The sequence below is a fragment of the Citrobacter sp. Cpo040 genome (assembly GCF_030332915.1).
Lineage (GTDB): Bacteria > Pseudomonadota > Gammaproteobacteria > Enterobacterales > Enterobacteriaceae > Citrobacter > Citrobacter portucalensis.
Genome location: NZ_JAOWGX010000034.1, coordinates 15,926 through 42,243 on the forward strand (window position 1 = coordinate 15,926; position 26,318 = coordinate 42,243).

The 26,318-nt window shown below is 50.8% G+C and carries 31 protein-coding genes; 16 read left to right on the forward strand and 15 right to left on the reverse strand.

Features of this window, described 5'->3' with window-relative positions:
- Nucleotides 1-51 precede the first annotated feature (51 nt).
- On the forward strand, nucleotides 52-279 hold the full coding sequence (locus OGX86_RS04745; protein ID WP_003832117.1) for a YceK/YidQ family lipoprotein: 228 nt from the start codon (nucleotides 52-54) through the stop codon (nucleotides 277-279).
- On the opposite strand, the gene OGX86_RS04750 is transcribed toward OGX86_RS04745, so the two are convergent.
- Entirely contained in the window at nucleotides 280-657 is a 378-nt protein-coding gene (locus OGX86_RS04750; RefSeq protein ID WP_286640168.1) for a MysB family protein, read from the reverse strand. It lies immediately after the preceding gene.
- A 692-nt stretch (nucleotides 658-1,349) separates the two neighbouring features.
- On the opposite strand from OGX86_RS04750, the gene OGX86_RS04755 reads away from it, so the two are divergent.
- On the forward strand, nucleotides 1,350-2,681 hold the full coding sequence (locus OGX86_RS04755; RefSeq protein ID WP_286639429.1) for a sensor domain-containing diguanylate cyclase: 1,332 nt from the start codon (nucleotides 1,350-1,352) through the stop codon (nucleotides 2,679-2,681).
- A 64-nt stretch (nucleotides 2,682-2,745) separates the two neighbouring features.
- On the opposite strand, the gene mdtG is transcribed toward OGX86_RS04755, so the two are convergent.
- Nucleotides 2,746-3,966 carry a multidrug efflux MFS transporter MdtG gene (mdtG, locus tag OGX86_RS04760; RefSeq protein WP_286639431.1) on the reverse strand — a complete coding sequence of 407 codons (1,221 nt, stop codon included), beginning with the start codon at nucleotides 3,964-3,966 and terminating at the stop codon, nucleotides 2,746-2,748.
- 155 nt (nucleotides 3,967-4,121) lie between these two features.
- Entirely contained in the window at nucleotides 4,122-5,042 is a 921-nt protein-coding gene (locus OGX86_RS04765; RefSeq protein ID WP_284105710.1) for a Kdo(2)-lipid IV(A) acyltransferase, read from the reverse strand.
- A 220-nt stretch (nucleotides 5,043-5,262) separates the two neighbouring features.
- Between OGX86_RS04765 and trhO the strand changes: the two genes are divergently transcribed.
- Nucleotides 5,263-6,315 carry an oxygen-dependent tRNA uridine(34) hydroxylase TrhO gene (gene trhO / locus OGX86_RS04770; protein WP_286639434.1) on the forward strand — a complete coding sequence of 351 codons (1,053 nt, stop codon included), beginning with the start codon at nucleotides 5,263-5,265 and terminating at the stop codon, nucleotides 6,313-6,315.
- Between the two features lie 45 nt (nucleotides 6,316-6,360).
- Here trhO and OGX86_RS04775 read toward each other — a convergent pair whose 3' ends face one another.
- From OGX86_RS04775 to mdtH, 9 genes are all read right to left on the reverse strand, one after another.
- A complete protein-coding gene (locus OGX86_RS04775; protein ID WP_003832130.1) occupies nucleotides 6,361-6,936 on the reverse strand; it encodes a YceI family protein in 576 nt (191 codons plus the stop codon).
- 1 nt (nucleotide 6,937) lies between these two features.
- Nucleotides 6,938-7,504, reverse strand: a complete 567-nt coding sequence (locus tag OGX86_RS04780; RefSeq protein ID WP_286639436.1) for a cytochrome b — start codon at nucleotides 7,502-7,504, stop codon at nucleotides 6,938-6,940.
- A gap of 262 nt (nucleotides 7,505-7,766) precedes the next feature.
- Nucleotides 7,767-7,880 (reverse strand): YceO family protein, encoded by a 114-nt coding sequence (locus OGX86_RS04785; protein WP_003036148.1) that lies wholly within the window; start codon nucleotides 7,878-7,880, stop codon nucleotides 7,767-7,769.
- Between the two features lie 55 nt (nucleotides 7,881-7,935).
- Nucleotides 7,936-9,051 carry an N-methyl-L-tryptophan oxidase gene (gene solA / locus OGX86_RS04790; RefSeq protein WP_128317507.1) on the reverse strand — a complete coding sequence of 372 codons (1,116 nt, stop codon included), beginning with the start codon at nucleotides 9,049-9,051 and terminating at the stop codon, nucleotides 7,936-7,938.
- 113 nt (nucleotides 9,052-9,164) lie between these two features.
- On the reverse strand, nucleotides 9,165-9,419 hold the full coding sequence (gene bssS, locus OGX86_RS04795; RefSeq protein ID WP_003036154.1) for a biofilm formation regulator BssS: 255 nt from the start codon (nucleotides 9,417-9,419) through the stop codon (nucleotides 9,165-9,167).
- Nucleotides 9,420-9,759: 340 nt separating this feature from the next.
- Nucleotides 9,760-10,005 (reverse strand): DNA damage-inducible protein I, encoded by a 246-nt coding sequence (gene dinI, locus OGX86_RS04800; RefSeq protein WP_003036157.1) that lies wholly within the window; start codon nucleotides 10,003-10,005, stop codon nucleotides 9,760-9,762.
- Between the two features lie 65 nt (nucleotides 10,006-10,070).
- Entirely contained in the window at nucleotides 10,071-11,117 is a 1,047-nt protein-coding gene (pyrC, locus tag OGX86_RS04805; protein WP_008784353.1) for a dihydroorotase, read from the reverse strand.
- A 105-nt stretch (nucleotides 11,118-11,222) separates the two neighbouring features.
- Entirely contained in the window at nucleotides 11,223-11,783 is a 561-nt protein-coding gene (locus OGX86_RS04810) for a lipoprotein (RefSeq protein ID WP_020996498.1), read from the reverse strand.
- Nucleotides 11,784-11,897: 114 nt separating this feature from the next.
- Nucleotides 11,898-13,106: a multidrug efflux MFS transporter MdtH gene (mdtH, locus tag OGX86_RS04815; protein ID WP_003832142.1), complete on the reverse strand. Its 1,209-nt coding sequence runs from the start codon at nucleotides 13,104-13,106 to the stop codon at nucleotides 11,898-11,900.
- 262 nt (nucleotides 13,107-13,368) lie between these two features.
- Between mdtH and rimJ the strand changes: the two genes are divergently transcribed.
- The 4 genes from rimJ (at nucleotide 13,369) to murJ (ending at nucleotide 17,318) form a co-directional block, all read left to right on the forward strand.
- On the forward strand, nucleotides 13,369-13,953 hold the full coding sequence (gene rimJ, locus OGX86_RS04820; protein WP_003832145.1) for a ribosomal protein S5-alanine N-acetyltransferase: 585 nt from the start codon (nucleotides 13,369-13,371) through the stop codon (nucleotides 13,951-13,953).
- A 34-nt stretch (nucleotides 13,954-13,987) separates the two neighbouring features.
- Nucleotides 13,988-14,635 carry a YceH family protein gene (locus OGX86_RS04825; RefSeq protein ID WP_020996497.1) on the forward strand — a complete coding sequence of 216 codons (648 nt, stop codon included), beginning with the start codon at nucleotides 13,988-13,990 and terminating at the stop codon, nucleotides 14,633-14,635.
- 1 nt (nucleotide 14,636) lies between these two features.
- Nucleotides 14,637-15,560: a Gfo/Idh/MocA family protein gene (locus OGX86_RS04830; RefSeq protein WP_032942955.1), complete on the forward strand. Its 924-nt coding sequence runs from the start codon at nucleotides 14,637-14,639 to the stop codon at nucleotides 15,558-15,560.
- A gap of 222 nt (nucleotides 15,561-15,782) precedes the next feature.
- Nucleotides 15,783-17,318 (forward strand): murein biosynthesis integral membrane protein MurJ, encoded by a 1,536-nt coding sequence (gene murJ, locus OGX86_RS04835; RefSeq protein WP_003832150.1) that lies wholly within the window; start codon nucleotides 15,783-15,785, stop codon nucleotides 17,316-17,318.
- Between the two features lie 85 nt (nucleotides 17,319-17,403).
- Here murJ and flgN read toward each other — a convergent pair whose 3' ends face one another.
- From flgN to flgA, 3 genes are all read right to left on the reverse strand, one after another.
- Complete coding sequence (flgN, locus tag OGX86_RS04840) at nucleotides 17,404-17,826, reverse strand: flagella biosynthesis chaperone FlgN (protein WP_048214470.1); 423 nt, start codon at nucleotides 17,824-17,826, stop codon at nucleotides 17,404-17,406.
- Nucleotides 17,827-17,829: 3 nt separating this feature from the next.
- On the reverse strand, nucleotides 17,830-18,123 hold the full coding sequence (gene flgM / locus OGX86_RS04845; RefSeq protein ID WP_048214469.1) for a flagellar biosynthesis anti-sigma factor FlgM: 294 nt from the start codon (nucleotides 18,121-18,123) through the stop codon (nucleotides 17,830-17,832).
- Between the two features lie 93 nt (nucleotides 18,124-18,216).
- Nucleotides 18,217-18,876, reverse strand: a complete 660-nt coding sequence (gene flgA, locus OGX86_RS04850; protein ID WP_008784358.1) for a flagellar basal body P-ring formation chaperone FlgA — start codon at nucleotides 18,874-18,876, stop codon at nucleotides 18,217-18,219.
- A 157-nt stretch (nucleotides 18,877-19,033) separates the two neighbouring features.
- Here flgA and flgB point away from each other — a divergent pair, with 157 nt between their 5' ends.
- The 9 genes from flgB to flgJ are packed head-to-tail and all read left to right on the forward strand — an operon-like array spanning nucleotide 19,034 to nucleotide 26,275.
- Complete coding sequence (flgB, locus tag OGX86_RS04855; RefSeq protein WP_003036189.1) at nucleotides 19,034-19,450, forward strand: flagellar basal body rod protein FlgB; 417 nt, start codon at nucleotides 19,034-19,036, stop codon at nucleotides 19,448-19,450.
- Between the two features lie 3 nt (nucleotides 19,451-19,453).
- Nucleotides 19,454-19,858, forward strand: a complete 405-nt coding sequence (gene flgC / locus OGX86_RS04860) for a flagellar basal body rod protein FlgC (RefSeq protein WP_003036191.1) — start codon at nucleotides 19,454-19,456, stop codon at nucleotides 19,856-19,858.
- A gap of 11 nt (nucleotides 19,859-19,869) precedes the next feature.
- Nucleotides 19,870-20,568 carry a flagellar hook assembly protein FlgD gene (gene flgD, locus OGX86_RS04865; protein ID WP_003832158.1) on the forward strand — a complete coding sequence of 233 codons (699 nt, stop codon included), beginning with the start codon at nucleotides 19,870-19,872 and terminating at the stop codon, nucleotides 20,566-20,568.
- A gap of 26 nt (nucleotides 20,569-20,594) precedes the next feature.
- Entirely contained in the window at nucleotides 20,595-21,887 is a 1,293-nt protein-coding gene (flgE, locus tag OGX86_RS04870) for a flagellar hook protein FlgE (protein WP_048235653.1), read from the forward strand.
- Between the two features lie 20 nt (nucleotides 21,888-21,907).
- Nucleotides 21,908-22,663: a flagellar basal body rod protein FlgF gene (locus OGX86_RS04875; RefSeq protein ID WP_003832161.1), complete on the forward strand. Its 756-nt coding sequence runs from the start codon at nucleotides 21,908-21,910 to the stop codon at nucleotides 22,661-22,663.
- A gap of 13 nt (nucleotides 22,664-22,676) precedes the next feature.
- Entirely contained in the window at nucleotides 22,677-23,459 is a 783-nt protein-coding gene (flgG, locus tag OGX86_RS04880) for a flagellar basal-body rod protein FlgG (protein WP_003036202.1), read from the forward strand.
- Between the two features lie 57 nt (nucleotides 23,460-23,516).
- Complete coding sequence (gene flgH, locus OGX86_RS04885) at nucleotides 23,517-24,215, forward strand: flagellar basal body L-ring protein FlgH (RefSeq protein WP_016152630.1); 699 nt, start codon at nucleotides 23,517-23,519, stop codon at nucleotides 24,213-24,215.
- Nucleotides 24,216-24,248: 33 nt separating this feature from the next.
- Nucleotides 24,249-25,325 carry a flagellar basal body P-ring protein FlgI gene (locus OGX86_RS04890; protein WP_050579918.1) on the forward strand — a complete coding sequence of 359 codons (1,077 nt, stop codon included), beginning with the start codon at nucleotides 24,249-24,251 and terminating at the stop codon, nucleotides 25,323-25,325.
- Complete coding sequence (gene flgJ, locus OGX86_RS04895; protein ID WP_016152632.1) at nucleotides 25,325-26,275, forward strand: flagellar assembly peptidoglycan hydrolase FlgJ; 951 nt, start codon at nucleotides 25,325-25,327, stop codon at nucleotides 26,273-26,275. The genes OGX86_RS04890 and flgJ overlap by 1 nt, the downstream gene beginning before the upstream one ends.
- The last annotated feature ends 43 nt before the right edge of the window (nucleotides 26,276-26,318 follow it).

Below are 26,318 nucleotides of genomic sequence, written 5' to 3' on the forward strand. Positions count from 1 at the left end.
CCTGGTGCCGGTATTTTTTTATATTGAATAGAATGAGTCGTGAGGTAGCAGGTGCGAATATTGGCTGTAGGAATAATGATCTTCTTCCTGAGCGGATGCGGCAGCATTATTAGTCGTACCATCCCAGGGCAAGGACACGGAAACCAATACTATCCTGGCGTGCAATGGGATGTTAGGGACTCCGCATGGCGCTACGTCACTATCCTCGATCTGCCATTTTCGCTAGTGTTTGATACGTTGCTGCTGCCGCTCGACATACATCATGGACCTTACGAGTAATTATCGCTCATCCCATTCATCGGCTGCGGTCTGCCCCTCTTCAGTATCAAGGGGAGGTTCCAGCTGGAATTCACCTTCATCCCATTCGTGAAGCGTATTTTCTTCCTGCCACTCCTGGCGGATTTCAATTTCATCATAGTCGCCATCAAAAACGCTCTGGGCCGCTTCTCCGCTCAGGATTGGAAGACATTCACCATCTACATCATCCTCGTCAGCAAAGAATTCCGCCTGCCACATAATGTCGCCATCCTGTAGCACGTATTTTTGGACGCTTAGCTGTTGAACGCTGGCGTTGTCTGACTCAAGGTCAGGGTTATCAGCCAGAAACACTTCACGAGCCGCATCAATAGCCTCTTCCAACGTGGCATAAAAATTCATGTCATTCTTTGCCATATTTCTTCTCCTAAGGCGAACAATAAAGAGGGATGATTCAATCTATAGACGGCGATCCGCAGAGCGTCAAACCCGCTAGCTGCGTGACTAACCCAATCAGATGATTACTGCCTGCAATGCCTACGAGACCAGGTGAAAGTAACTTCGGTAGTTTATGAAAAAATTTACATTGGCAGATACTGAAGTCGATGTAATATCAGGAAAAAAATTCAAGAAAAAAGAGTAATGTATGTGGTTTGCAATGTAGTAATGAAAATCAAAAAAATAAAAGCTGGCGTTGTATAAGAAAATCTTCAGTGTTAAACGTCATTTTTAATGTGTTTTAGAGGGGGAATGCGATTGCTTATGACGTAATATTTCATAACTTAATAAAAATAAAGAAGAAAATTAATGCCCAATACGGAAGTGTTGCAGAGGTAATCAATGAAAGTGGCTAAACTTAGTGGTGTCTTTAGTAGTGACAAAGTATCTTTTGTGTGTGTTTTTTTTGAATGGTGTGAGTGATACTAACATAGTATACATAATAAAAAATTATTAATGACAAAGGTTATAAATCTATAAGAAACCATTAAATAAGAAATGAATTAATGTCATTGAAGTTGTGCGGGTTTAATAGTTTGCAAAATCTTATGCTTTATTATATAAAATGCAAAATTAAGAATGCCCTCAAGGTTGTTATGGATAACGGTAATTCAAATAATGGAAAGTTAATGGCTTTCTATATAATCTGTTTGGCTATCTATGTTCTTGGCGGTTTGTGTCTTACGCAATTTAAATTAACGATGCAAAGTGTCCCGCAAACAGTATATCTGATTATAATTGTAGGATTGTTCTTTTTATATGGGATAATTTTTCTGTTTATGTTGTTTCAGTATCTTTGTAGAAAAGATCTCACCTGCCTCATGATATTAGGTATGGCGTTTCTTGGAAATAACATTTTTTTCGTCGAGACTATCTACATCGTTCAGGACTTGATTAATGATTATGCTTCAATCGAAAAAAGAACTAACGATATTGCTATATTCTATTACTTTCGGCAAATTAGTTTCATCGCTCTGCTATTTGTTTCATTGAAATCTTATAAAATATCCTCGACAGTTATTGAAACCAAAGAAAGAGAACCTTGTTATATCGTTCTGTCTTTTTTAATCATGCTTGTTATCGCGGTGGTGGCGCACACTCTGGCCAGTTACAACCCTAATTTTACACTCGAGATCACCAGCCTGAAGCCTGATAATGTCACGGTGCACTGGCATATTGGATACATTTATTCGCTTATTGTATCCTGGGGACTGGTCCTGTTGTATTTAATCATTAAAACCAGAACGCACAACATCCTGTGGAAAAGTATAGGGCTACTGTGTTGCTCAGCAATATTGACCAATGTACTTCTTCTGAGCCTGGATGAATATAGCATGTATATTTGGTATGTTAGCCGGGGGATTGAGGTGATAAGTGCCCTGTGTATAATCTCAATACTGATGTACAACACCTTCATCATCTTAAAAAAAGAAACAGATTCAGCTATTAAAGACGCAATGACTAAAATATATAATCGTAAACTATTCTATAAGTCATTAAAATCATCATTATTAAAAGGCGCAGTGTGTGTAATGGTTCTGGATATTGATAAATTCAAACGGATTAACGATACCTACGGTCATCAGGAGGGTGACAGAGTAATAATCAGTATTGTTGATATTATCAATAAATCAATCAGAGATACGGATATTTTTGCCAGAGTAGGTGGCGAAGAATTTGCGATCCTTCTTAAGTGTAACGATAAAGATGAGGCAATTGTTGTTGCAGAGCGAATTAGGCGAAATGTAGAGAACGGTACGACAATACCAAATTCATATGAGTTAAAAGAAAAAATGACGATAAGTATCGGCGTATATTGCAGTAAAATTGATGATGAATCAGCGGATAAAGTTGTTTCATATGCCGATGCCGCTTTGTATGAAGCCAAAAATTCTGGCAGAAATAAGGTGTGTTACTATTATCAGTAAGACTGAAATATACGCCGTGTAAGATAAGTTTATTATTCCAAACCTGTGAATATAAATACACAAATCATCCCACGACCTCTGTACTCCGACGACGGCGCAGGCTATTCCACGAGTACAGGGCGTTAAATAGTACGACGCCCGCGGTCACACAGAAAACGGCTCGAAAACCGTAGTTGGCGGATATCGCTGCCCCCATTAGAGGTCCTGTTACGTTACCGATGTCGCGAAATGACTGGTTATAACTGAAAATACGTCCAGCTATTTGATTGGTCGAGTTATAGACCAGCAGCGTTTGTACCGCCGGGAGCAGAGCACCGTCGGCCGCACCCAATAAAAAGCGCAGAATACCTAACTGCCAGGGCGTCTGGACAAATGACATCGGAATCAGCAGTAACACGGAAACGATCAGCGCGACGATCAGGATCTTCTCCGGGCCAATCCGATCGCCTAATTTGCCAAGCTTCGGGGCGCTGATTAATGCCGCAACGCCGGGGACAGAGGCTATCATCCCACTGATAAACGCAATATTGCTGACGTTGCCAGCCAACTCTCGAACGTACAGTGTCAGTATTGGCGCGATAGAACCGGTGGCGACCTGAATAATCAACGTGGTGACAAACAGGCTCAGCACCAGTTTGGGATTCTTTAAAGAGGTCACGACTTCACGAATGTGCAGCATTTCCTTCTTGCTCACCGGCTGGAAACGCTCGCGGATAAAAAATAGCGTCAGGATGAAGCAGACCAGCAGCACGCTGGCGGTGATGAAAAATACGGGGCGCAGTCCGTACTGATCCGCGAGGAGGCCGCCCGCTAACGGCCCGAGCAGTGCGCCACTAACGCCACCGGTTGAAAGCGTTCCCAGTGCCCAGCCGCTTTTATTGCGTGGAACCTGGGTGGCGATCAGTGCATTCGCATTGGGGATGAATCCACCAAGCAGCCCTAACAAGGCGCGCAGGATTAAGAACTGCCAGATATTTTGCGCCAGTCCCATCAGCAGCATCACAATTGCCATGCCCAACGCGGAACGCAGCAGCATGATTTTTCGTCCTTTGCGATCGGCAAGGCCACCCCAGAAAGGAGAGGCAATGGCTGAAAAGAGAAAGGTGATGCTGAAGACCAGGCCTGACCACATATTCAGGGCGCTATGACCCGTGACGCCGAGACTCTCGACGTAAAGAGGCAAAAAGGGCATGACCAGGCTAAATGCTGCTCCGGTTAAAAAACAACCTAACCAGGCAACGGTGAGGTTGCGTTTCCAGTTTATGGGGGCATCTGAGGGTGACATAGCGATCCGCAGTGTGATGCGCTGTTTGCGCTATCGATTGAATATAAGTAAGCAGGCTAATTATGCGCCTGGTTGATAGTTGCTGCAATGCGGATAGCAGTTAAACCTAAAACGGGTTGGGAGGGTGTTGCAGCCCACTGGACTGCAACACTGCTTCAGTACAGAGAAGGGGAGCCTCCAGGACGCGTCTTGAAGCGACGATGCAGCCACATATACTGCTCTGGCGCCATCATTATGCATTGCTCAACAATTTTGTTCATCCACGCAGCAGTGGTTTCTGCGTCGTCCAACGGTGGTGAGCATTCTGGAGGCAACATAATCAATTGATACCCTTTACCGTCAGGTTTGCGGCGGGGAACAAACGGTACCAGGCAGGCATTGGACATGCGCGAAAGCATCCAGGTCCCTGAGGTTGTTGCGGCTTGTTCAACGGCAAACAGTGGTACAAACACGCTGGCGCGAGGGCCGTAATCATGATCCGGCGCGTACCAGACCACTTCGCCCTTTTTCAAGGCTTTAATCATCCCTTTCAGGTCTTTACGATCGAGCATTGATTTATTCGAGCGCATGCGGCCCCAGGTTTGTAGCCAGTCCAGCAGCGGATTGTCGTTAGGGCGATACACACCAATACCCGGCTCCTGCAAGCCAAACTGGCGCGCACCCAGTTCCAGAGTCAGAAAGTGCAGACCCACTAACAGAATCCCGCGTTTTTGCGCCTGAACGTCACGGATATGTTCCATTCCGATCACTTCCGTCCAGCGCGAAATACGCTTATCGGACCAAAACCAGGCCATCCCGGTTTCCATTACGCCCATGCCTACGGATTCGAAGTTCTTGACGACCATCTGCTGGCGTTCCTGCTCACTCATCTGCGGGAAGCACAGTTCCAGATTTCGGGAAACAATTTTTGCCCGACGTTTCATCAAACGTAGCGCCAGTCGACCTAACGCACAGCCCAACTTAAAGAGGATGGGGTACGGTAACTGCACGATTAACCAAAGGATGCCAATACCCAGCCAGGTTAACCAATAACGTGGATGCAGTAACGCAGCCGAAAACTTGGGTAAATTCGTCATGTCTATCCTGTCTTCAAACGACCAATTCCCTGTATTGTCGCATTTTTTCGCGCGTATCAAAAATTTGTGACGGGAGAACGGTGATTAATTCCGCAATTGTTGTTGCGATTTTATCGTGAAGTATGAAATGTAACGTAAAATGTGTGGATGTAAATTGGCGATGTTTGCTTTATTATGCCGCCGATTTTCATTTATTCCTTATTTGCAGGATACGTACACCATGCCAGTGTTACACAACCGCATTTCGAACGACGCCCTCAAAGCCAAAATGCTGGCCGAGACCGAGTCGCGCACGACGATCTCATTCTATAAATATTTCACCATTGCCAATCCTCAGCACACGCGTGATGCGCTGTACCAGATGTTCACCGCATTGAACGTCTTTGGGCGAGTATATCTTGCCCATGAAGGAATTAACGCGCAAATCAGCGTACCGCAAAGCAACGTCGAGGCATTTCGCCAGCAGCTCTATGCGTTTGATGCTGCATTGAAGGATTTACGTCTGAATATAGCGCTGGATGATGACGGTAAATCGTTCTGGGTACTGCGTATGAAAGTCCGCGAACGTATCGTGGCGGATGGTATTGACGATCCAGACTTTGACGCCAGCAACGTGGGTGACTACCTGAAGGCGGCTGAAGTGAACGCCATGTTGGACGATCCTGACGCGGTATTCATTGATATGCGCAACCACTATGAATATGAGGTGGGTCATTTCGAGAATGCGCTGGAGATACCGGCAGACACGTTCCGCGACCAGTTGCCGAAAGCGGTTGAAATGATGCAGGCGCATAAAGATAAAAAAATCGTGATGTACTGCACGGGTGGGATCCGCTGTGAGAAAGCCAGCGCCTGGATGAAACACAATGGATTTAGCAAAGTCTGGCACATTGAGGGCGGTATTATTGAATATGCCCGCAAGGCGCGTGAACAGGGGCTTCCGGTACGTTTTGTCGGTAAAAACTTTGTCTTTGATGAGCGTATGGGCGAAAGGATCTCTGAAGATGTTATCGCACATTGCCATCAGTGTGGCACGGCGTGCGATAGCCATACTAATTGCAAAAATGATGGCTGCCATCTGTTGTTTATTCAGTGCCCGGCTTGTGCGCAGAAATATAAAGGCTGCTGTAGCGAGCTGTGTAGCGAAGAGAGTGAGTTGCCGGAAGAGGAACAACGGCGTCGTCGTGCGGGGCGTGAAAATGGCAATAAAATCTTCAATAAATCACGCGGTCAACTGAATACCAAACTGGGTATTCCAGACCCTGCGCAATAACATGATGCCGGATGAGGGGCAGAACCTCATCCGGTAATTCATGCGTTACTTCTGCTGAACACCTTCCACTGAGATGATCAAATCGACTTCCTGCGATGCAGGGCCGAGATCGGTGGTGATGTTGAAATCCTTAAGCTTAATCTTACCTTGTGCTTCAAAACCAGCGCGCGTACCGCCCCAGGGATCGCCACCCTGACCGATGAGCTTCGCGTCAAGCGTAACCGGTTTGGTAACGCCGTTCAGGGTCAAATTACCGGTGATATCCAGGTCATTCCCCTCTTTTTTCACGCTGGTGGAGCTGAAGGTCGCCTGCGGGAATTTTGCCACGTTAAGGAAATCTGCACTGCGCAGATGCTTGTCGCGTTCGGCGTGATTAGTGTCAACGCTGTTGGTGTTGATGGTTACGTTAACCTTATCGGCTGCGGGATTTTTCTCATCAAAGGTAAACGTACCGTCGAAATCTTTGAAAGTGCCGTACAGCCAGCTGTAACCCAGATGCTGAATACGGAAATTAACAAAGGCATGCTGTCCTTCCTTGTCAATTTTGTAATCTGCCGCCACGGCCGACCCGGTGGTGAATAAAAGAGAAGCGAGTGTAAGTCCCAGCAGGTTTTTTTTCATTTTAAGCTCCATAGTCAGATGACGATTTTCCCAACATGCGATTGAGGGTATCGTCGTTATCAATAAAGTGATGTTTCAGGGCCATCAGTCCGTGTAGTAGGGATAAAATCACCACGATCCACGCAAGCCACAGGTGCAAGCTACCGGCGAGGTCGGCCTGGGTACCCGCATTGGCCAGGGTGGCAGGAATGTCAAACCAGCCAAAGACGCTTATCGCTTTGCCATCTGCGGTGGAAATCAGATATCCACTGATGACAATCGAAAAGAGCAGCAAATAAAGTGCGAGGTGACCCAGTGCCGCTGCGATACGGGTCAAACGGGAGTAGCTTGCCAACGCAGCAGGCTGAGGGGAGAACAACCGCCAGACAACGCGGATAACCAGTCCCATCATGAGTAGGATGCCGATGCTTTTATGCAGTTCGGGAGCCTGGTGATACCAGCCGTCGTAATAGCTGAGCGTGACCATCCATAACCCCAACGCAAACATGCCATATACAGCAATCGCAATCAGCCAATGTAATGTGGCTGACACTACGCCATAGCGCTGTGGAGTATTATTGAATTGCATAAGCACACCGATTGATATTTCAGAAGTGAATGAAAATGGCGTGTAAAAGACATTAATGCAACTAATAAATAACAATAGTGATGATATTTATTTTTTGTTCAATAAAGTTGACTGATTGTTGAGGTAATCATCAAGGGATTAGTGCGAAAATATGTGGCGGGGCTTAGTCTATGGGATGTTATGGTTTTTGTTATTATTCAGTTTATTGCAATGAAAATTAAGCTAATCTCAATTTTTGTCAATTATTGTCAGCGCGCAGGAATCAGAAAAACATAATATATATTACATCCATAATGGCCAGCAGTGACCATAAAATAATGTAGAGCATAAGATGCTCGCGAATATTATTAACCAGATAGTGAAAGATACGGCGCATTGACGTTATTCCTGTCATTAAAAATGGCCTCACCAACGAGGCCATTCATTTATTATCACTTAAAACGGCTTAGCCTGAAGGGGGTCAGGTCAAAGTCAGACGGTTTGTCCTGAGCGAAGTCTGCCGCAATCTCTCCCAGTACAGAGGCAAACTTAAAGCCATGTCCGCTCAGTCCGGTAATGATCAGCGTGTTGTCATGTTCCGGCAGAGTATCAATTATAAAGTCTTCATCTGGTGAATTATCGTAAGTGCAGGATGCGCCGTGCAGGCAACAGCCAACGCCAGGCAGAATTGTGCGCAGGAATGGGAAGGCTTCAGAACCGTCGCTGGCTACAGCGGCAAATGGCTTACGCTCTTCTGCAGAATGGATTACCTGTCCGCCATTGTGCTTACCAATTTTCAGCTCGTCGTTTTCAGCCGGGAAACCGTAGTATTGATCGCCATTTGGCAGCTCGCCGGTGAAAGCCGGGAAGTTATTCTTAACGCTGTAGCGCCCATCGGCCTGATACCAGGCGAACACTTTGCGCACCGGTTGTATCGGTAGTTCAGGGACTAAAGCCTGCACCCAGGTACCGGCGCTGATCACTGCTTTTTTCGCATGGTAGTCACCGTCAGCCGTTTCTACCGTGATGCCATCATCACCGTGATGAATTGCGCTGACCGGGCATTTAAACAGTTGCGCACAGCCTGCTTCTTCCGCCAGACGGATCCAGGTTTTAATTGCTAACTCACTGCGTAAAAAACCGGACTCCGCTTCAAACAGACCGATATAGTTGTCAGGAACGCGAATTTCCGGCCAGCGAGCCATGATGGCCGCTGCATCTAATTGTTCAACGTTAAGTTGCCACTGTTTTGCGCTTTGCGCTGCAGTTGCTATGAAGGTTGACTCTGCCGGACCGAGGTTGATAACTCCGGAGCGAACAAAAATCGGTTCTTCATTATGGGTGGACAGTTCATCCCACAATGTTTGCGCACGTAGCACCAGCGGAACGTATTTTTCGCCTTCGCCATAAGCATGACGAATTAATCGAGTATCGCCGTGGTGGCTGCCCTGTTGATGTGGTGGCATATGCGCATCGATCATCAGAACCTTCAGACCGGCACGAGTGGCATAGTATCCAGCTGCGGCGCCTACCGAACCGCTGCCAATAATGATTAAGTCGTATTTCATCCGCTTCTCTCTGCAATCGCGATAGTAGAAGGGTAAATAACTGACCTGGAATATTCAACCTGGAAATAAGAAAGGCACCGCTAAGGTGCCTTTGATGGTTGGATGTATCAGGTTTAATGTCGCTGATACTCATTTACCTGGTAATCGCCAGATTCAATTTTGGCGATTCCTGCTTCTAATATCGAAATAAATTGCCTGGCAACATCAGTGGTTAACCAGAGCGTTTGACCAACTTCAGTCCCATCCGGGTCAGGGCGGTTCGGGGTTTGGTAGTGCAAACGCAGCATCAGCGCATCGTAGCTATCAACAGTGCTGATGTCCCACCCTACAAGCGGATGAGTCTGAATGACTTCATTATTCTTTTCCATCATGCCCCCTAATTCGTGTTACTAGACAACGGTTTTCGAGGTTCAATGCGTTTTTTTCTGAAGCAACTTCAGTATATCAATAAATAAGGGTATTCATTGAAAATTTAAAGAGGGAAGGGCATAAAATTTTTGTTTTCAGCGTTATCTGACTAAGAAACCGACATGTTATTCATTTTTTTTTAGTATGTTGCACAATTATTTTGTTGTTTTGGTTAAAAGATAATCGGTGGGTTAATATTAAATTAAATGCTCGTCAGAAGAAATGCGCGATTGATTACAAGATAGCGTGTATAAAAAAGCCGGGGCGACCCGGCAAACAAACATCACTGCATATCGTTATTTATTCGTTGATGAACCAGTCATCCGCGCTTTCCCAGGTTTCCTGTAGGATTTCGCTGATGCGTTCTTTGTCCTCTTTGGTCGCGCCAATAACCGACAGATTGTTTGCGCCGGCATAACGGACGGTAACGTTACCTTCGTTATCCGGAAAATGGTGCTGAATACGGCGGGAGAGTTCACCTGCCAGTGCGTCAATTGCACCGGCAGGTAAAGGTGAAGTTTTGGCAATAGTGACTTCAATACGCATAGTAGCCCCCTGTTGAACATACTGTTTATTTATACAGTTATTCGAATCAGTTGGCTACACTTTTTTTAGCTTTTTACTGACCAGCGTACCGTTTCGCCACCCAGGAAAGGCACCAGCGTATCGTCTTCCAACGCTATGCTCTCAGGAACAAGGTGCTCCATGCGTTCCAGCTCAATAAAGGTCTCATTTACCGGCAAACCATAGAACTGTGGGCCGTTGAGTGAGCAGAAGGCTTCGAAATGGTCCAGCGCATTCATCTCTTCAAACACGGTGGCATAGCTGCCTAGTGCGGTCGGTGCATTAAAGCATCCAGCACAGCCACAGCTTGACTCTTTGCGATGACGTGCGTGCGGCGCTGAGTCGGTACCGAGGAAGGCGCGCGTAAACCCGCTGGCAACCAGTTCACGCAGCGCCTGTTGGTGGACGTTACGTTTGAGGATCGGCAGGCAGTACAGGTGAGGACGAATCCCGCCAACCAGCATGTGGTTGCGGTTAAACATCAGGTGCTGTGGCGTAATAGTCGCTGCCAGAAGCTCGTTACCGTCGCGCACGTATTCGGCAGCATCTTTGGTAGTGATATGCTCGAACACTACTTTCAGCGAGGTCAAACGCTGGCGCAGCGGTTCCATCACCGTTTCAATAAAGCGCGCTTCGCGATCGAAAATATCGATATCTGCATGCGTCACTTCGCCGTGCACCAGCAGCGGCATACCCAATTTTTCCATCCTCTCCAGCACCGGCATGATGGCGTCAATAGAGGTTACGCCATGCGTCGAGTTGGTGGTGGCATTGGCCGGATAGAGTTTTGCTGCGGTGAATACGCCTTCGTTAAATCCACGTTCCAGCTCGTTGGGATCCAGCGTATCCGTTAAGTAGCAGGTCATTAATGGTGTGAAGTCGTGTCCGGCAGGTACCGCGTCAAGAATGCGCTGGCGATAAGCGATAGCCGCGTCAACCGTGGTGACGGGCGGTGCCAGGTTCGGCATGACAATGGCGCGACCATAAATTTCACTGGTGTAGGGCACGACAGTTTTTAACATGTCGCCATCGCGAAAGTGAAGATGCCAGTCGTCTGGGCGGCGGATCTTTAAAACCTGGGATGGTGCAGTCATCAATATGCTCCGGCTGAGGATAGTCTTTTTTGCCGGAAACAAAGGATAAGCGGAAACGTTTTCGTTTGCACGAAAAAAAAGGGCGCATCGGCGCCCTAAGTTTTATTAGTCGGTGAACGGGATGATGATTTCCCCCGGTTTCACCTCAATTCCCTTCGCCAGTTTTTTCGCCAGAGCTTCACCCTGGCTACTGTCATCCTGCAGAATGTAGGCTGGCTGCTGGTTGAAATAGTTACGCAGCGACTGGTTTAAATAAGGCATCAGCGTTTGCAGTACCGACTGCATTTTTTCTGGTGTCACGGTCGCATCCACGACTTCCATCTCTTGCAGATAAATTGCGCCTTTCTCTTTGTTAAATACCGGTAAGGCTTTTAACTTCAGCTTCATGGTCGCTTTCTGGCTGCCAAACAGGGAATTCATGTCCAGGTTGGCGTCACCGGTCAGGGTCACTTTATTGGGTTCTTCACGGCCAATCTGACTGGCGAGATTATTTAGTACGATGTGTGCTTCAGCAACGCCGGGCAAGCCGATATCTTTAGAAAAGTTATTATGCTTTGCCAGGGCCTGATTAATTTCTTGCTCGCTAACCGTGTATTGCGTGAGTTGATTACAACCAACCAACAGGCCGCTGACAATCAGTGCAGCGGCAAAAAAAAACTTTTTCATGGGGTTCCTCAACATGATGCATGTGGCGTAATCGTGACACAAAGCATCATCGAGTACCAGCGCCCCGGACGCCAGCAGAAAAAACTGAAAAGCGCCCGGAAGCAGGTTCGGCTATCAGGCGTCTGGCTCCAGCATGCCTCTCGTTGGGCGTTTGAGACTGAATTGCCAGCCCAGCGCCAGGAAGGTGATGAGGCCGATAATACCGAGCATCATCCAGGGCAACTCAGGCTGTGCCAGGGCCTTGCCCATGTCAAACAGCCAGCCGCCGCCGATATATCCAATTGCGCCACCGATAGCGAGCCCCAGTCGACTGAAGCCCATATAGCTTCCTCGGGCACGTGCATTCGCCAGTGAGGCGCTAAGGGTTTCACGCGCGGGTTCGGCGATGATCGAGCCAATATAGAACGTACAGATCAGGGTGAACAACTGCTGCAAATTCCCCACCAGACCGATCGGCATCATGCTCAGAGACATCACCAGCAGACCGGCCATCAGACGATGTTCAAGGCGAAAACGTTTTTCACTCCAGCGGGCAATTGGGTAGAGCAGCGTCAATGAGAGGCACGCCTCGATGGCATACATCCATTTCACAGCGGCCGGTGAACCTGCGATGTCGTTCACCATGATTGGCAGCATCAGCATCACCTGTACCGCCAGCATGTAATAGCCCGCCAGCGTCAGCACATAGGTGACAAAGCGCTTGTCATGCATCACGTGGCTCATCCCTTCGCGCACTGGAATTTTCACCGTCGACAGCTTCCATGCCGGGAGCAGCCAGGCGTTAAACGCCGCGCACAGAACGAACAAAATTGCGCCGGTGGCGCAGACGAGACGAAAATCGTATTGCAATAACCAACTGCCAAGCAACGCGCCAACCACTGCCCCGGCGCTATCCTGCATCATCAGAATAGAGAAAAAGCGCCCACGCTTTTCCGGGCGGATCAGTTTAACCACCAGCGCCGAGCGGGGTGGGTCGAATAGTGTACCGCCCAGTCCGGAGAGAAAGCAGGAAAACCACAGCAGCCACGGCTCATGGGCAATGCCCATGGTGGCGAACCCGGCAGCGCGCATCAGCATGCCGGTGACGATCATCGGTTTTGCACCGAAACGGTCCGCAATAGCACCGCCGAAAATACCCAACCCCTGCTGGATAAATTGACGTAATCCTAGTGCAATACCGACCATCACGGCGGCCCAGCCCATTTGGTCGACGAAACGAATTGAGATCAGCGGGAAAACGACGAAGAAACCCAGCACGACCAGCATATTATCGATGAGAAGGAAGTATTTACCCAGGTTCCTTGCCTGCGAGACTTGCGACATTTCCCCTCCAGGGAAAAACTCGTCACTCTGGATAGAGTTTAAAAGATAAGCACCTCCTATTCTGCGGTGTCGTCATCGCTTTTCCCACCCTTCGCGGGACAATATTTTTTTATCAAAAGTCCGTCTTGATAGAGAGTTTTCATCAAAATGTGTGAATAATTCAAAAAATGGCATTTTGCTCTTTTCACAGGGCGTATTCGCACAGGTATAGTAATGCGAATAGCGTATTGATGAAGACGTTACGGGAAGGAGTAGGTATAGAATGTTTGGCTATCGCAGTAACGTGCCAAAAGTGCGCTTAACCACCGACCGCCTGGTCGTGCGTTTAGTGCATGAGCGTGATGCCTGGCGTCTGGCAGATTATTACGCAGAAAATCGTCATTTCTTAAAACCCTGGGAACCTATTCGCGATGAAAGCCACTGCTATCCGTCCGGCTGGCAGGCGCGTCTGAGCATGATCTCTGAGTTTCATAAACAGGGCACCGCCTATTATTTTGCGCTGCTCGATCCTGACGAAAAAGAGATTATCGGCGTTGCGAACTTCTCAAACGTGGTGCGGGGATCCTTCCATGCCTGTTATCTCGGCTACTCCATTGCGCAGAAATGGCAGGGGCAGGGGCTAATGTATGAAGCCTTAACCTCGGCCATCCGTTATATGCAGCGCACGCAGCATATTCACCGCATTATGGCTAACTACATGCCACATAATAAGCGCAGCGGTGACCTGCTGGCGCGACTGGGTTTTGAAAAAGAAGGGTATGCCAAAGACTACCTGCTGATTGACGGGCAGTGGCGCGATCACGTGCTGACGGCGTTGACCACATCAGAATGGACCCCCGGCCGCTAAGTTTCAGATGCAGCCATGATTAATGGAGAAGACGATGAAATACGAATTAACCGCCACCGAAGCACGAGTGATTGGCTGTTTATTAGAAAAACAAGTGACCACGCCGGAACAGTACCCACTCTCCGTTAATGGAGTCGTAACAGCCTGCAATCAAAAAACGAATCGTGAACCGGTGATGAACCTGTCGGAATCGGACGTGCAGGAGCAGTTGGATAACCTGGTTAAGCGACATTTTCTGCGCACGGTGAGCGGTTTTGGCAATCGCGTCACGAAATATGAGCAGCGTTTCTGCAACTCTGAATTTGGCAATCTGAAGCTTAGTGCCGCAGAGGTGGCCATAATCACCACACTGCTGCTGCGGGGCGCTCAGACGCCTGGTGAACTGCGTAGCCGCGCATCCCGTATGTACGAATTCAGCGATATGGCCGAAGTGGAGTCGACGCTGGAAAATCTGGCGAACCGGGAAGATGGGCCTTATGTGATCCGCCTGGCGCGTGAGCCGGGCAAACGTGAAAGTCGCTATATGCACCTGTTTTGTGGTGAGGTTGATGAAGCCATTGCCGCGGCAGATGAACCCCCTGTAGCCTCCGGTGATCTGCAGGCGCGCGTGGAAGCGCTGGAAACGGAAGTCGCAGAGCTTAAGCAGCGACTTGATTCCTTGCTGGCGCACCTGGGAGACTAACGTGAAAAAATTACGTATCGGCGTAGTCGGCCTGGGCGGTATTGCACAAAAGGCCTGGCTACCCGTGCTAGGCACCTCCGCGGACTGGACGCTGCAAGGCGCATTTTCACCTTCACGCGATAAAGCACAGCGTATCTGTGACACCTGGCGAATACCCTACGTGGATTCATTGAAGAATCTGGCGCAAACCTGCGACGCGGTTTTCGTCCATTCCAGTACCGCGACGCACTATGCGGTAGTTAGTGAATTGCTGAATGCCGGAGTTCACGTGTGTGTGGATAAACCGCTGGCGGAAAACCTGCACGAGGCTGAGCAACTGGTCGAGCTGGCCGCGCGGAAAAAACTCACGCTGATGGTCGGGTTTAACCGTCGATTTGCACCGCTGTACCAGGATCTCAAAACCCAGTTGGGCACCGCAGCGTCTGTACGTATGGATAAGCACCGTACGGATAGCGTTGGGCCGCACGATCTGCGCTTCACTCTGCTGGACGACTATCTGCACGTGGTCGATACCGCTTTGTGGCTGGCGGGAGGGCAGGCGCAGTTAAATAACGGCACGCTGCTGACCAATGAATCTGGTGCGATGCTCTACGCCGAGCATCATTTTTCTGTCGGTCAAATGCAGATAACGACCAGTATGCATCGCCGTGCCGGTAGCCAGCGTGAGAGCGTGCAGGCGGTGACGGACGGCGGCCTGATTGACGTAACTGATATGCGGGAATGGCGGGAAGAGCGTGGGCAAGGTGTTGTTCATAAGCCGATAGCGGGCTGGCAAACGACCTTAGAACAGCGTGGTTTTGCCGGATGTGCCCGTCATTTCATTGAGTGCGTGCAAAATCAGACGGTTCCCCAGACGGCAGGCGAGCAGGCGCTACTGGCCCAGCGTGTTGTTGAAAAGCTGTGGCGGGAGGCGATGGCTGAATAACCCCCTGTAACATCTGGCGGTAGTAATTCATTGTAATCCAGGTACTATATGCCCACTCAAAATAACACCTCTTTTCAACCATAGGCTGGTTTGTCGGCCTGATAAGGTGCCAGGGTGTCGCCATCAGGCACAGCAAAAGTGTCGGATGGCGGCGAGAATGCCTTATCCGACCTACGGGCAGGTTTGTCGGGGTTTTGCCTCAGAGTCTGGAATACAACATAGATGAATTTATTAAAGTCGCTGGCAGCCGTCAGCTCGATGACGATGTTTTCACGTGTGCTGGGTTTTGCGCGTGATGCGATTGTCGCCAGAATCTTTGGTGCAGGGATGGCGACAGATGCCTTTTTTGTGGCATTCAAACTTCCTAACCTGTTGCGCCGAATTTTTGCCGAAGGCGCATTTTCGCAGGCATTTGTGCCGATTCTTGCTGAGTACAAAAGCAAGCAGGGGGAAGATGCTACCCGCGTGTTTGTTGCCTACGTTTCCGGACTGTTGACGCTGGCGCTGGCCGTGGTGACAGTAGCCGGGATGTTGGCTGCGCCATGGGTGATATTAGTCACCGCGCCGGGATTTGCCGACACAGCGGATAAATTTGCGCTGACCACTCAACTGCTGCGGATCACTTTTCCCTATATTCTACTGATTTCATTGGCCTCACTGGTTGGTGCGATCCTTAATACCTGGAACCGCTTTTCCATTCCTGCGTTTGCCCCGACCTTTCTGAATATCAGCATGATCGGCTTCGCGCTATTTGCGGCGCCCTATTTTAACCCGCCGGTGCTGGCTCTGGCGTGGGCCGTTACGGTTGGCGGCGTGCTACAGCTGATTTATCAGCTTCCGCACTTGAAGAAAATTGGCATGCTGGTACTGCCGCGCGTGAACTTCCGTGATGCAGGGGCGATGCGTGTCGTCAAGCAAATGGGGCCAGCGATCCTTGGGGTATCTGTCAGCCAGATTTCACTGATCATCAATACGATTTTCGCCTCGTTTCTGGCCTCTGGCTCAGTTTCATGGATGTATTATGCCGACCGTCTGATGGAGTTTCCGTCCGGTGTTCTGGGCGTGGCGCTGGGGACTATCCTGCTGCCATCGCTGTCCAAAAGCTTTTCCAGCGGTAATCATGATGAATATTGTCGTCTGATGGACTGGGGCCTGCGCTTGTGTTTCCTGTTGGCATTACCGAGTGCCGTAGCGTTGGGTATTCTGGCCAAACCGCTGACGGTGTCTCTGTTCCAGTACGGTAAATTTACCGCCTTTGATGCCGCGATGACCCAGCGTGCGCTGGTGGCGTACTCGGTAGGTTTGATTGGCTTGATCGTGGTGAAAGTGTTGGCTCCGGGCTTTTACTCGCGCCAGGATATTAAAACGCCAGTGAAGATTGCCATTGTGACGCTGATTATGACCCAGGTGATGAACCTTGCGTTTATCGGGCCGTTAAAGCATGCCGGATTGTCGCTGTCGATTGGTCTGGCGGCATGTCTGAACGCTTCACTGCTTTACTGGCAACTGCGGAAACAGAAAATCTTTACCCCACAACCGGGCTGGAGCTGGTTCCTGGCGCGTCTGGTGATTTCCGTGCTGGTGATGTCTGCGGTGCTGGTTGGGATGCTCTACATCATGCCGGATTGGTCGCAGGGAACGATGTTGTGGCGTCTGCTGCGTCTGATGGCGGTCGTGGTGGCAGGCATTGCCGCTTACTTCGCAGCACTCGCCGTACTGGGCTTTAAAGTAAAAGAGTTTGTGCGCCGGACGGCGTAATGGATCAATGCCGGATGGCGGCATAACGCCGTATCCGGCCTACAAAAGGCGTAGGCCTGATAAGCAAAATGTTATCAGGCTGACATCAAATAGAGAATTTTTTCCCGCTGCGGTGCGCAGCAGAGGTTTGACCGTTTGCGCCATACAACGCCGGTTCCTGGTGCGGTTTCAGCACTTGTATTGCTTGTTGATTACGCTCGATCTGCCCTTCCAGCAGCCAACCGTTGTGCTGGTTGAGGTCGCGTAAATGCTGTGTTTTCTTGGTGATAGTTTGCCAGCGTTCAGCAATCTCATCATTGGCGCTGCGCGTGGCGTCATGCTCCAGGCGGCGCTGCTGCTCAAGATAATCAAGGGTTGCCAGCAAGGAGCTTTTTTCTTCTGTAATACGCTGTAGCTGGCTGCCGTTGATATGCCCTGCGGAAAGCTGCTGCTGTTCAGCATCCATTACCGTTTTCAGGTCATTGAGGACGGTCGTCATCTGGTCAAGTATTTCTGACAAACGAGTCATACTTTATTTACTCTGTAGGTAGCTCTGCGCCTCGCGAATCAGCGAGTCGGCAATTTTTCCGGTATCCATTTTCAATTCACCGTTACGGATTGCGGTTTTCAGTGCTTCCACGCGTTCCATATTGATGTCATTGCTGCCGGGCTGCATCAGTTTGGCCTGGGCGTCGCTCAGCATGACGCTGGTGCTGGTGGTCGCGGTGGTTTTTTCCTTCAGCGCTTTTTGTACCGGCGCATCGCTGGTTTCACGCGGCTGAACGGTGCTTACTGGCTTCAATGGTGAGGTACGATCAATGCTCATTTTATTTTTCCTCATCGAGGGGTTACGCTATAGCGGCCCGCTGTAATCATTGGTTGTTTATCTATCGGCACACGCTAAAAAATCTTTAACCTATTATAGGTTAATAAGAATATTCCCATCAGAATCGACGACGCCGCTCACCACCTGGCCTGAAATCATCCGCACTCGCGCATTCTGTGCGACAGCGGCGTTGTTCAGCGCTTTACCTTCGGCATTGACCCGAAAGCCATCTCCGTTGGCAATGACCAGTACGCGCTGACCGGCCTTGATCCGCCATGCCTGGCGCAACATCGAAAGCTGTATCGGTTGGCCCGGCACCAGATCGCGCAGGCTCACTGCATCTTGCACCTGACTCATATCCAGCACCGCGCGCGGCGGTAGTTGGTCCAGTCGACCACGTTTCAGCGTTACGCTGGCTGGGGTCAAGGTGCTACCTCGCGCTACGGATGCAGCGGCAACAACGTAGTTTCCCGTCGCCTGCACGTTCACCTGCAGATAACGTTTTTCGTTGGCACAGCGGGCCAGCACATTCACATTGCCCCACAGTTTCGCGCTACCTGACACGCTTAATGCTGGTTGTTCGCAGTTGGGCAATAAGTTTGGTGACGTTCGGATAGTGACCACCACCTCATCGCTAAATCCGGCCAGGCGCTGGGAAAACCATGCCGTTAGCTGCGAATTCAGGTCTTGCGCCAGCGTCATAGGGCTGAACAGCAGTGCTGCCACGACTATTCCACGTTTAAACGTTTGCATCAAAACCTCGCGCTTTTTCAGGTAGTGGCAGGATTTTACCTGTGTGACGCAGTCATCAACGCAACAAATAGCGACGCATTTTGCGTTTATTCCGGCGATAACGCGCGCGTAATGGGATTTAAGCTGTCGGCTGAATTTTGTCATTTGCGGAGGAGATATGCTCGATAAGCTCGACGCCGCCTTACGTTTTCAACAGGAAGCGCTGAATTTGCGCGCCCAACGCCAGGAAATATTGGCGGCCAACATTGCCAATGCCGACACGCCGGGGTACCAGGCGCGCGATCTGGATTTCGCCAGTGAATTAAAAAAAGTCATGGTGCGAGGACGGGAAGAAACCGGCGGCGTTTCGTTGACGCTGACCTCTGCACAACACATCCCAGCCCAGACCGTTTCTGCGCCGTCTACGGAGCTGCTCTACCGTATTCCTGACCAGCCGTCTCTTGATGGCAACACGGTAGATATGGACCGGGAGCGCACGCAATTTGCAGACAACAGCCTCAAATATCAAATGGGGCTGACGGCGCTGGGTGGACAAATCAAAGGCATGATGAACGTGCTGCAAGGAGGGAACTAATTCGTGGCGCTGTTAAATATTTTTGATATCGCAGGTTCTGCGCTGACGGCTCAGTCTAAACGCCTGAACGTCGCGGCCAGCAACATGGCGAATGCGGATAGCGTCAGCGGACCCGACGGTCAGCCGTATCGCGCGAAGCAGGTTGTTTTTCAGGTAGATGCTGCGCCAGGTGCGGCAACCGGTGGCGTAAAAGTTGCTGACGTCATTGAAAGTCAGGCGCCGGATAAGCTGGTTTATGAACCCGGTAATCCGCTGGCCGATGCGAACGGCTACGTAAAAATGCCGAATGTGGACGTTGTTGGCGAGATGGTCAACACCATGTCTGCCTCACGTAGCTACCAGGCAAACGTCGAAGTGCTCAACACCGTGAAAAGCTTGATGCTTAAAACGCTGACGCTAGGCCAGTAAAGGAGGCGCACATGTCTATTGCTGTAAAAATGAATGATCCGAGCACGACGGGGGTTAATGCCGCCACGGGGAACAGCTCCCTGACGGGCAGCAACGCCGCTGACCTGCAAAGCAGCTTTCTTACGCTGCTGGTTGCACAACTGAAAAACCAGGACCCTACCAACCCGTTGCAAAACAACGAACTGACTACCCAGTTGGCGCAAATCAGTACCGTGAGCGGGATTGAGAAACTGAACACTACGCTGGGATCGATCTCTGGGCAGATCGACAACAGTCAGTCGCTGCAGGCCAGTACGCTGATTGGCCACGGTGTCATGATCCCGGGTACGACCATTCTGACCGGTAAAGGGACAGAAGAAGGTGCCAAAACTACGACAACCCCATTTGGCGTTGAGCTGCAGCAACCGGCAGATAAGGTTACCGCAACCATTACCGATAAAGACGGCAAAGTGGTACGCACCATTGACATTGGTGGATTGAAAGCGGGCGTTCATACCTTTACCTGGGACGGCACCATGACCGATGGCACGGATGCACCAAGCGGTTCTTACAACGTGTCAATTGCTGCCAGTAATGGCGGAACGCAACTGGTGGCACAGCCGCTTCAGTTTGCGCTGGTGCAGGGCGTTATTCGCAGTAACGGCGGTAATACGCTGGATCTGGGCACTTATGGAACCACCACCCTCGACGAAGTACGGCAGATAATTTAAGCCTTCACACTTATCAGGAGTAAGTCATGGCCTTTTCTCAAGCGGTCAGCGGTCTGAACGCTGCAGCGACCAACCTCGATGTCATTGGTAACAACATTGCCAACTCCGCCACCTACGGTTTTAAATCTGGCACGGCATCTTTTGCCGATATGTTTGCCGGTTCGAAAGTCGGTTTAGGCGTTAAAGTTGCGGGTATTACTCAGGACTTTACCGACGGTACTACCACAAACACTGGACGTGGGCTGGATGTTGCTATCAGCCAGAACGGTTTTTTCCGTATGGTAGACAGCAACGGTTCCGTTTTCTACAGCCGTAACGGTCAGTTCAAGCTCGATGAAAACCGAAATATCGTTAACATGCAGGGGCTGCAGCTGACGGGCTATCCGGCTACCGGTACACCGCCGACAGTTCAGCAGGGTGCGAACCCGGCACCGATCACTATCCCGAATACGCTGATGGCGGCTAAATCCACCACCACTGCGTCAATGCAGGTCAACCTGAACTCCACTGACAAGGTTCCTACCAAGACCCCGTTTAACCCAAGCGATGCCGATTCCTACAACAAAAAAGGCAGCGTTACCGTTTTCGATAGCCAGGGTAATGCCCATGACATGAACATTTTTTATGTCAAAACAGGCCCTAACAAATGGGATGTCTACACCCAGGACGCCAGCGTTGCGGGTTCAGTGGCCAGCAAAAATGCGGTGATGAACTTTAGTTCTAACGGTACGCTGACTTCTGTGAATAATTATATTCCAGGGACGGTGCCAGTCGATCCAGCAGATCCGACTGGACCAAAAATCCCCGTTGAAGGTCCTGCTAATGCCCAACCGCAAATTCAGATCTCCACCGGTACGATCAATGGCGCAGTTCCGGCGAACTTCTCCCTGAGCTTCCTGAACTCCATGCAGCAGAACACCGGTGCCAACAACATCGTTGCCACGAATCAGAACGGCTACAAGCCGGGCGATCTGGTGAGCTACCAGATTAACAATGACGGTACGGTGGTCGGTAACTACTCCAATGAACAGCAACAGGTTCTGGGGCAGATCGTGCTGGCAAACTTTGCCAACAACGAAGGTCTGGCGTCTCAGGGCGATAACGTTTGGGCGGCGACTCAGTCTTCCGGCGTGGCGCTGCTGGGTACCGCAGGCGAAGGCAACTTCGGCAAGCTGACCAACGGTGCGCTGGAAGCGTCAAACGTGGATTTGAGTAAAGAACTGGTGAATATGATTGTCGCCCAGCGTAACTATCAGTCGAACGCGCAGACCATCAAAACCCAGGATCAGATCCTCAACACGCTGGTCAACCTGCGCTAAGCGCCTGACGGGATGGCTTAATGGATCACGCAATTTATACCGCCATGGGCGCGGCCAGTCAGACGCTGAATCAACAGGCGGTGACGGCCAGCAACCTGGCAAACGCCTCCACGCCAGGATTTCGTGCGCAGCTCAATGCACTGCGCGCGGTTCCTGTAGAAGGATTGTCTTTACCGACGCGTACGCTGGTGGTGGCCTCCACGCCGGGGGCTGATATGACGCCCGGTCAGATGGACTATACCTCCCGCCCGCTGGATGTGGCGCTGCAACAAGATGGTTGGTTGGCTGTGCAGACCGCAGACGGTAGCGAAGGATATACACGTAACGGCGCTATTCAGGTAAGCCCTACGGGTGAACTGACTATTCAGGGACACCCGGTAATTGGCGAAGCCGGACCGATAGCCGTACCAGAAGGCTCGGAAGTCACCATTGCGGCGGACGGGACAATTTCTGCACTTAACCCAGGCGATCCGGCTAATACGGTCGCGCCAGTGGGACGGTTGAAGTTGGTGAAGGCTACAGGGCTTGAAGTGCAACGTGGCGATGACGGTATGTTCCGTCTGACCCAGGCCGCGCAGGCTACCCGCGGTGCAACGTTACAGGCCGACCCCAGCATCCGTGTGATGTCGGGTGTGCTGGAAGGCAGTAACGTTAAACCGGTTGCTGCGATGAGCGACATGATCGCCAACGCCCGCCGCTTTGAAATGCAGATGAAAATTATCAGTAGCGTGGATGATAACGCGGGCCGCGCCAACCAACTGCTGTCGATGAGTTAATACAGGACATTTTATGATCAGTTCATTATGGATCGCCAAAACCGGCCTGGATGCACAGCAAACCAACATGGATGTGATTGCCAACAACCTGGCAAACGTCAGCACCAACGGATTTAAACGCCAACGTGCCGTGTTTGAGGATCTGTTGTACCAGACGATTCGTCAGCCTGGCGCACAGTCTTCTGAGCAGACCACACTGCCGTCTGGTTTGCAGATTGGTACCGGTGTACGTCCGGTTGCGACCGAGCGTTTACACAGCCAGGGTAACCTGTCGCAGACTAACAACAGTAAAGATGTGGCGATTAAAGGCCAGGGCTTTTTCCAGGTCATGTTGCCCGATGGTACGTCCGCTTATACCCGCGACGGTTCTTTCCAGGTGGATCAGAACGGTCAGTTGGTGACGGCGGGTGGTTTTCAGGTTCAGCCTGCCATCACCATTCCGGCTAACTCGCTCAGTATCACCATTGGACGCGACGGTATTGTCAGCGTGACCCAACAGGGGCAGGCGGCGCCTGTTCAGGTAGGGCAGCTTAACCTGACAACCTTCATGAACGATACCGGTCTGGAAAGCATTGGTGAGAATCTGTACACCGAAACGCAGTCATCCGGTGCGCCGAATGAGAGCACGCCGGGGCTGAACGGCGCGGGTCTGCTGTATCAGGGCTATGTTGAAACCTCTAACGTCAATGTGGCGGAAGAGCTGGTAAACATGATCCAGGTTCAGCGCGCTTACGAAATCAACAGTAAAGCGGTATCGACCACCGATCAGATGCTGCAAAAACTGACGCAACTCTAAAGTGGAGTCCGGTGGGGTGAAAACCTCACCGGCACACTGATTTTGAAGATGACCGCAATGCGAAAATACGCGCTTCACCCATACCCAATTTTAGCCCTGCTGGTGGTTTCACTAACAGGATGTGCCTGGATCCCGGCCACGCCGCTCGTGCAGGGCGCAACGTCTGCCCAGCCAGTTCCAGGTCCAACGCCGGTGGCGAATGGCTCAATCTTCCAGTCGGCACAACCGATTAACTATGGTTATCAGCCACTCTTTGAAGATCGTCGTCCACGCAATATTGGCGATACGCTGACCATCGTATTGCAGGAAAACGTCAGCGCGAGCAAAAGCTCTTCGGCGAACGCCAGCCGCGACGGCAAGACCAACTTTGGTTTTGATACCGTACCGCGCTACCTGCAAGGGCTGTTTGGTAACGAACGTGCCGACGTAGAAGCCTCCGGCGGCAACACCTTTAACGGTAAAGGCGGCGCGAACGCCAGCAATACCTTCAGCGGTACGTTGACCGTGACGGTCGATCAGGTACTGGTGAATGGCAATTTACATGTCGTGGGTGAAAAACAGATCGCCATTAATCAGGGCACTGAGTTCATTCGCTTCTCCGGGGTCGTTAACCCGCGCACCATCAGTGGCAGCAACTCCGTACCGTCAACCCAGGTTGCGGACGCGCGTATTGAGTACGTCGGTAACGGCTACATCAATGAAGCGCAGAATATGGGCTGGTTGCAGCGTTTCTTCCTTAACTTGTCGCCGATGTAAGCGAGGTACCCAGTGTTTAAATCTTTTGTTGGAATGGTACTGGTGCTGATAACCACCTTTGCGCATGCTGACCGTATTCGTGACCTGACAAGCGTTCAGGGCGTGCGGGAAAACTCGCTGATAGGCTACGGGCTGGTGGTGGGTCTGGATGGTACGGGTGACCAGACCACCCAGACGCCGTTTACGACGCAAACGCTCAATAACATGCTTTCGCAGTTGGGGATAACCGTGCCAACTGGTACCAATATGCAGCTGAAAAATGTGGCGGCGGTGATGGTTACCGCGTCGTTTCCTGCATTCGGTCGTCAGGGACAAACCATCGACGTAGTGGTCTCCTCTATGGGGAATGCCAAAAGCCTGCGCGGCGGTACGCTGCTGATGACCCCGTTAAAAGGGGTCGATAGTCAGGTATATGCGCTGGCCCAGGGGAATATTTTGGTGGGCGGTGCGGGCGCGGCTGCAGGTGGCAGTAGCGTGCAGGTTAACCAGCTCAATGGTGGACGCATTACCAACGGCGCGATTATCGAACGTGAATTACCCAGCCAGTTCGGCGGTGGTAACACCATTAATCTGCAGCTCAATAATGAAGATTTCACGATGGCGCAGCAGATTACCGACACCATCAACCGCGCGCGTGGCTTTGGTAGCGCAACAGCGTTGGATGCCCGAACCATTCAGGTGCGCGTGCCAAGTGGCAACAGCTCACAGGTGCGTTTCCTCGCTGATATCCAGAATATTGAGGTGAACGTCACGCCGCAGGATGCGAAAGTGATTATCAACTCGCGCACCGGATCTGTCGTCATGAACCGTGAAGTGACGCTGGATAGCTGTGCCGTGGCACAAGGCAACTTGTCGATCACGGTGAACCGTCAGGCGAACGTCAGCCAACCGGACACACCGTTTGGTGGTGGACAAACCGTGGTGACGCCACAAACCCAGATTGACCTGCGCCAGAGCGGTGGTTCACTACAAAGCGTGCGTTCCAGCGCCAACCTGAACAATGTGGTGCGTGCGCTGAATGCGCTGGGGGCAACGCCGATGGATCTGATGTCCATTCTGCAATCGATGCAGAGCGCGGGTTGCTTACGCGCCAAACTGGAAATCATCTAATGATTGGTGACAGCAAACTGCTGACCAGTGCCGCCTGGGATGCGCAATCACTGAACGAACTGAAAGCGAAAGCGGGTCAGGACCCGGCGGCGAATATCCGCCCGGTCGCCCGTCAGGTTGAAGGGATGTTCGTGCAGATGATGCTGAAAAGCATGCGTGAAGCGCTGCCGAAAGATGGCGTGTTTAGCAGCGATTCAACGCGTTTGTATACCAGCATGTATGATCAACAAATTGCGCAGCAAATGACCGCAGGCAAAGGTCTGGGGCTGGCTGAAATGATGGTCAAGCAGATGACTGAAGGGCAAGCGCAACCTGCGGATGACGCGCCGCAGGTGCCGATGAAGTTTTCACTGGAAACGGTGACCAGCTATCAAAATCAGGCATTGACGCAACTGGTCCGCAAAGCCATCCCCCGGGCGACGGAAAGCAATGATGAGCCGCTGTCAGGTGACAGTAAAGACTTCCTCGCCCAGCTATCGCTGCCGGCTAAGCTGGCCAGCCAGCAAAGCGGCGTCCCGCATCATCTGATTCTGGCACAGGCGGCGCTGGAGTCCGGATGGGGGCAGCGACAAATTCGCCGTGAGAACGGTGAACCGAGCTTTAACATTTTTGGCGTGAAGGCTTCAGGAAGCTGGAAAGGTCCAACCACTGAAATCACCACGACTGAATATGAGAACGGTGAGGCGAAAAAGGTGAAAGCCAGATTCCGCGTCTATAGCTCTTACCTTGAGGCGTTGTCGGATTATGTCGGTCTGATATCGCGTAACCCGCGCTATGCGGCAGTGACCGCTGCCGCGACAGCCGAGCAAGGGGCGCAGGCATTGCAAAATGCGGGTTACGCCACGGACCCTAACTATGCGCGAAAATTAACCAGCATGATCCAGCAGTTGAAATCGATGAGTGAAAAAGTGAGCAAAACCTACAGCACGAACATCGATAATCTCTTTTAAATAGCTCAAGTCTACCGACCTGCTGCCGATAATAACGAGTATT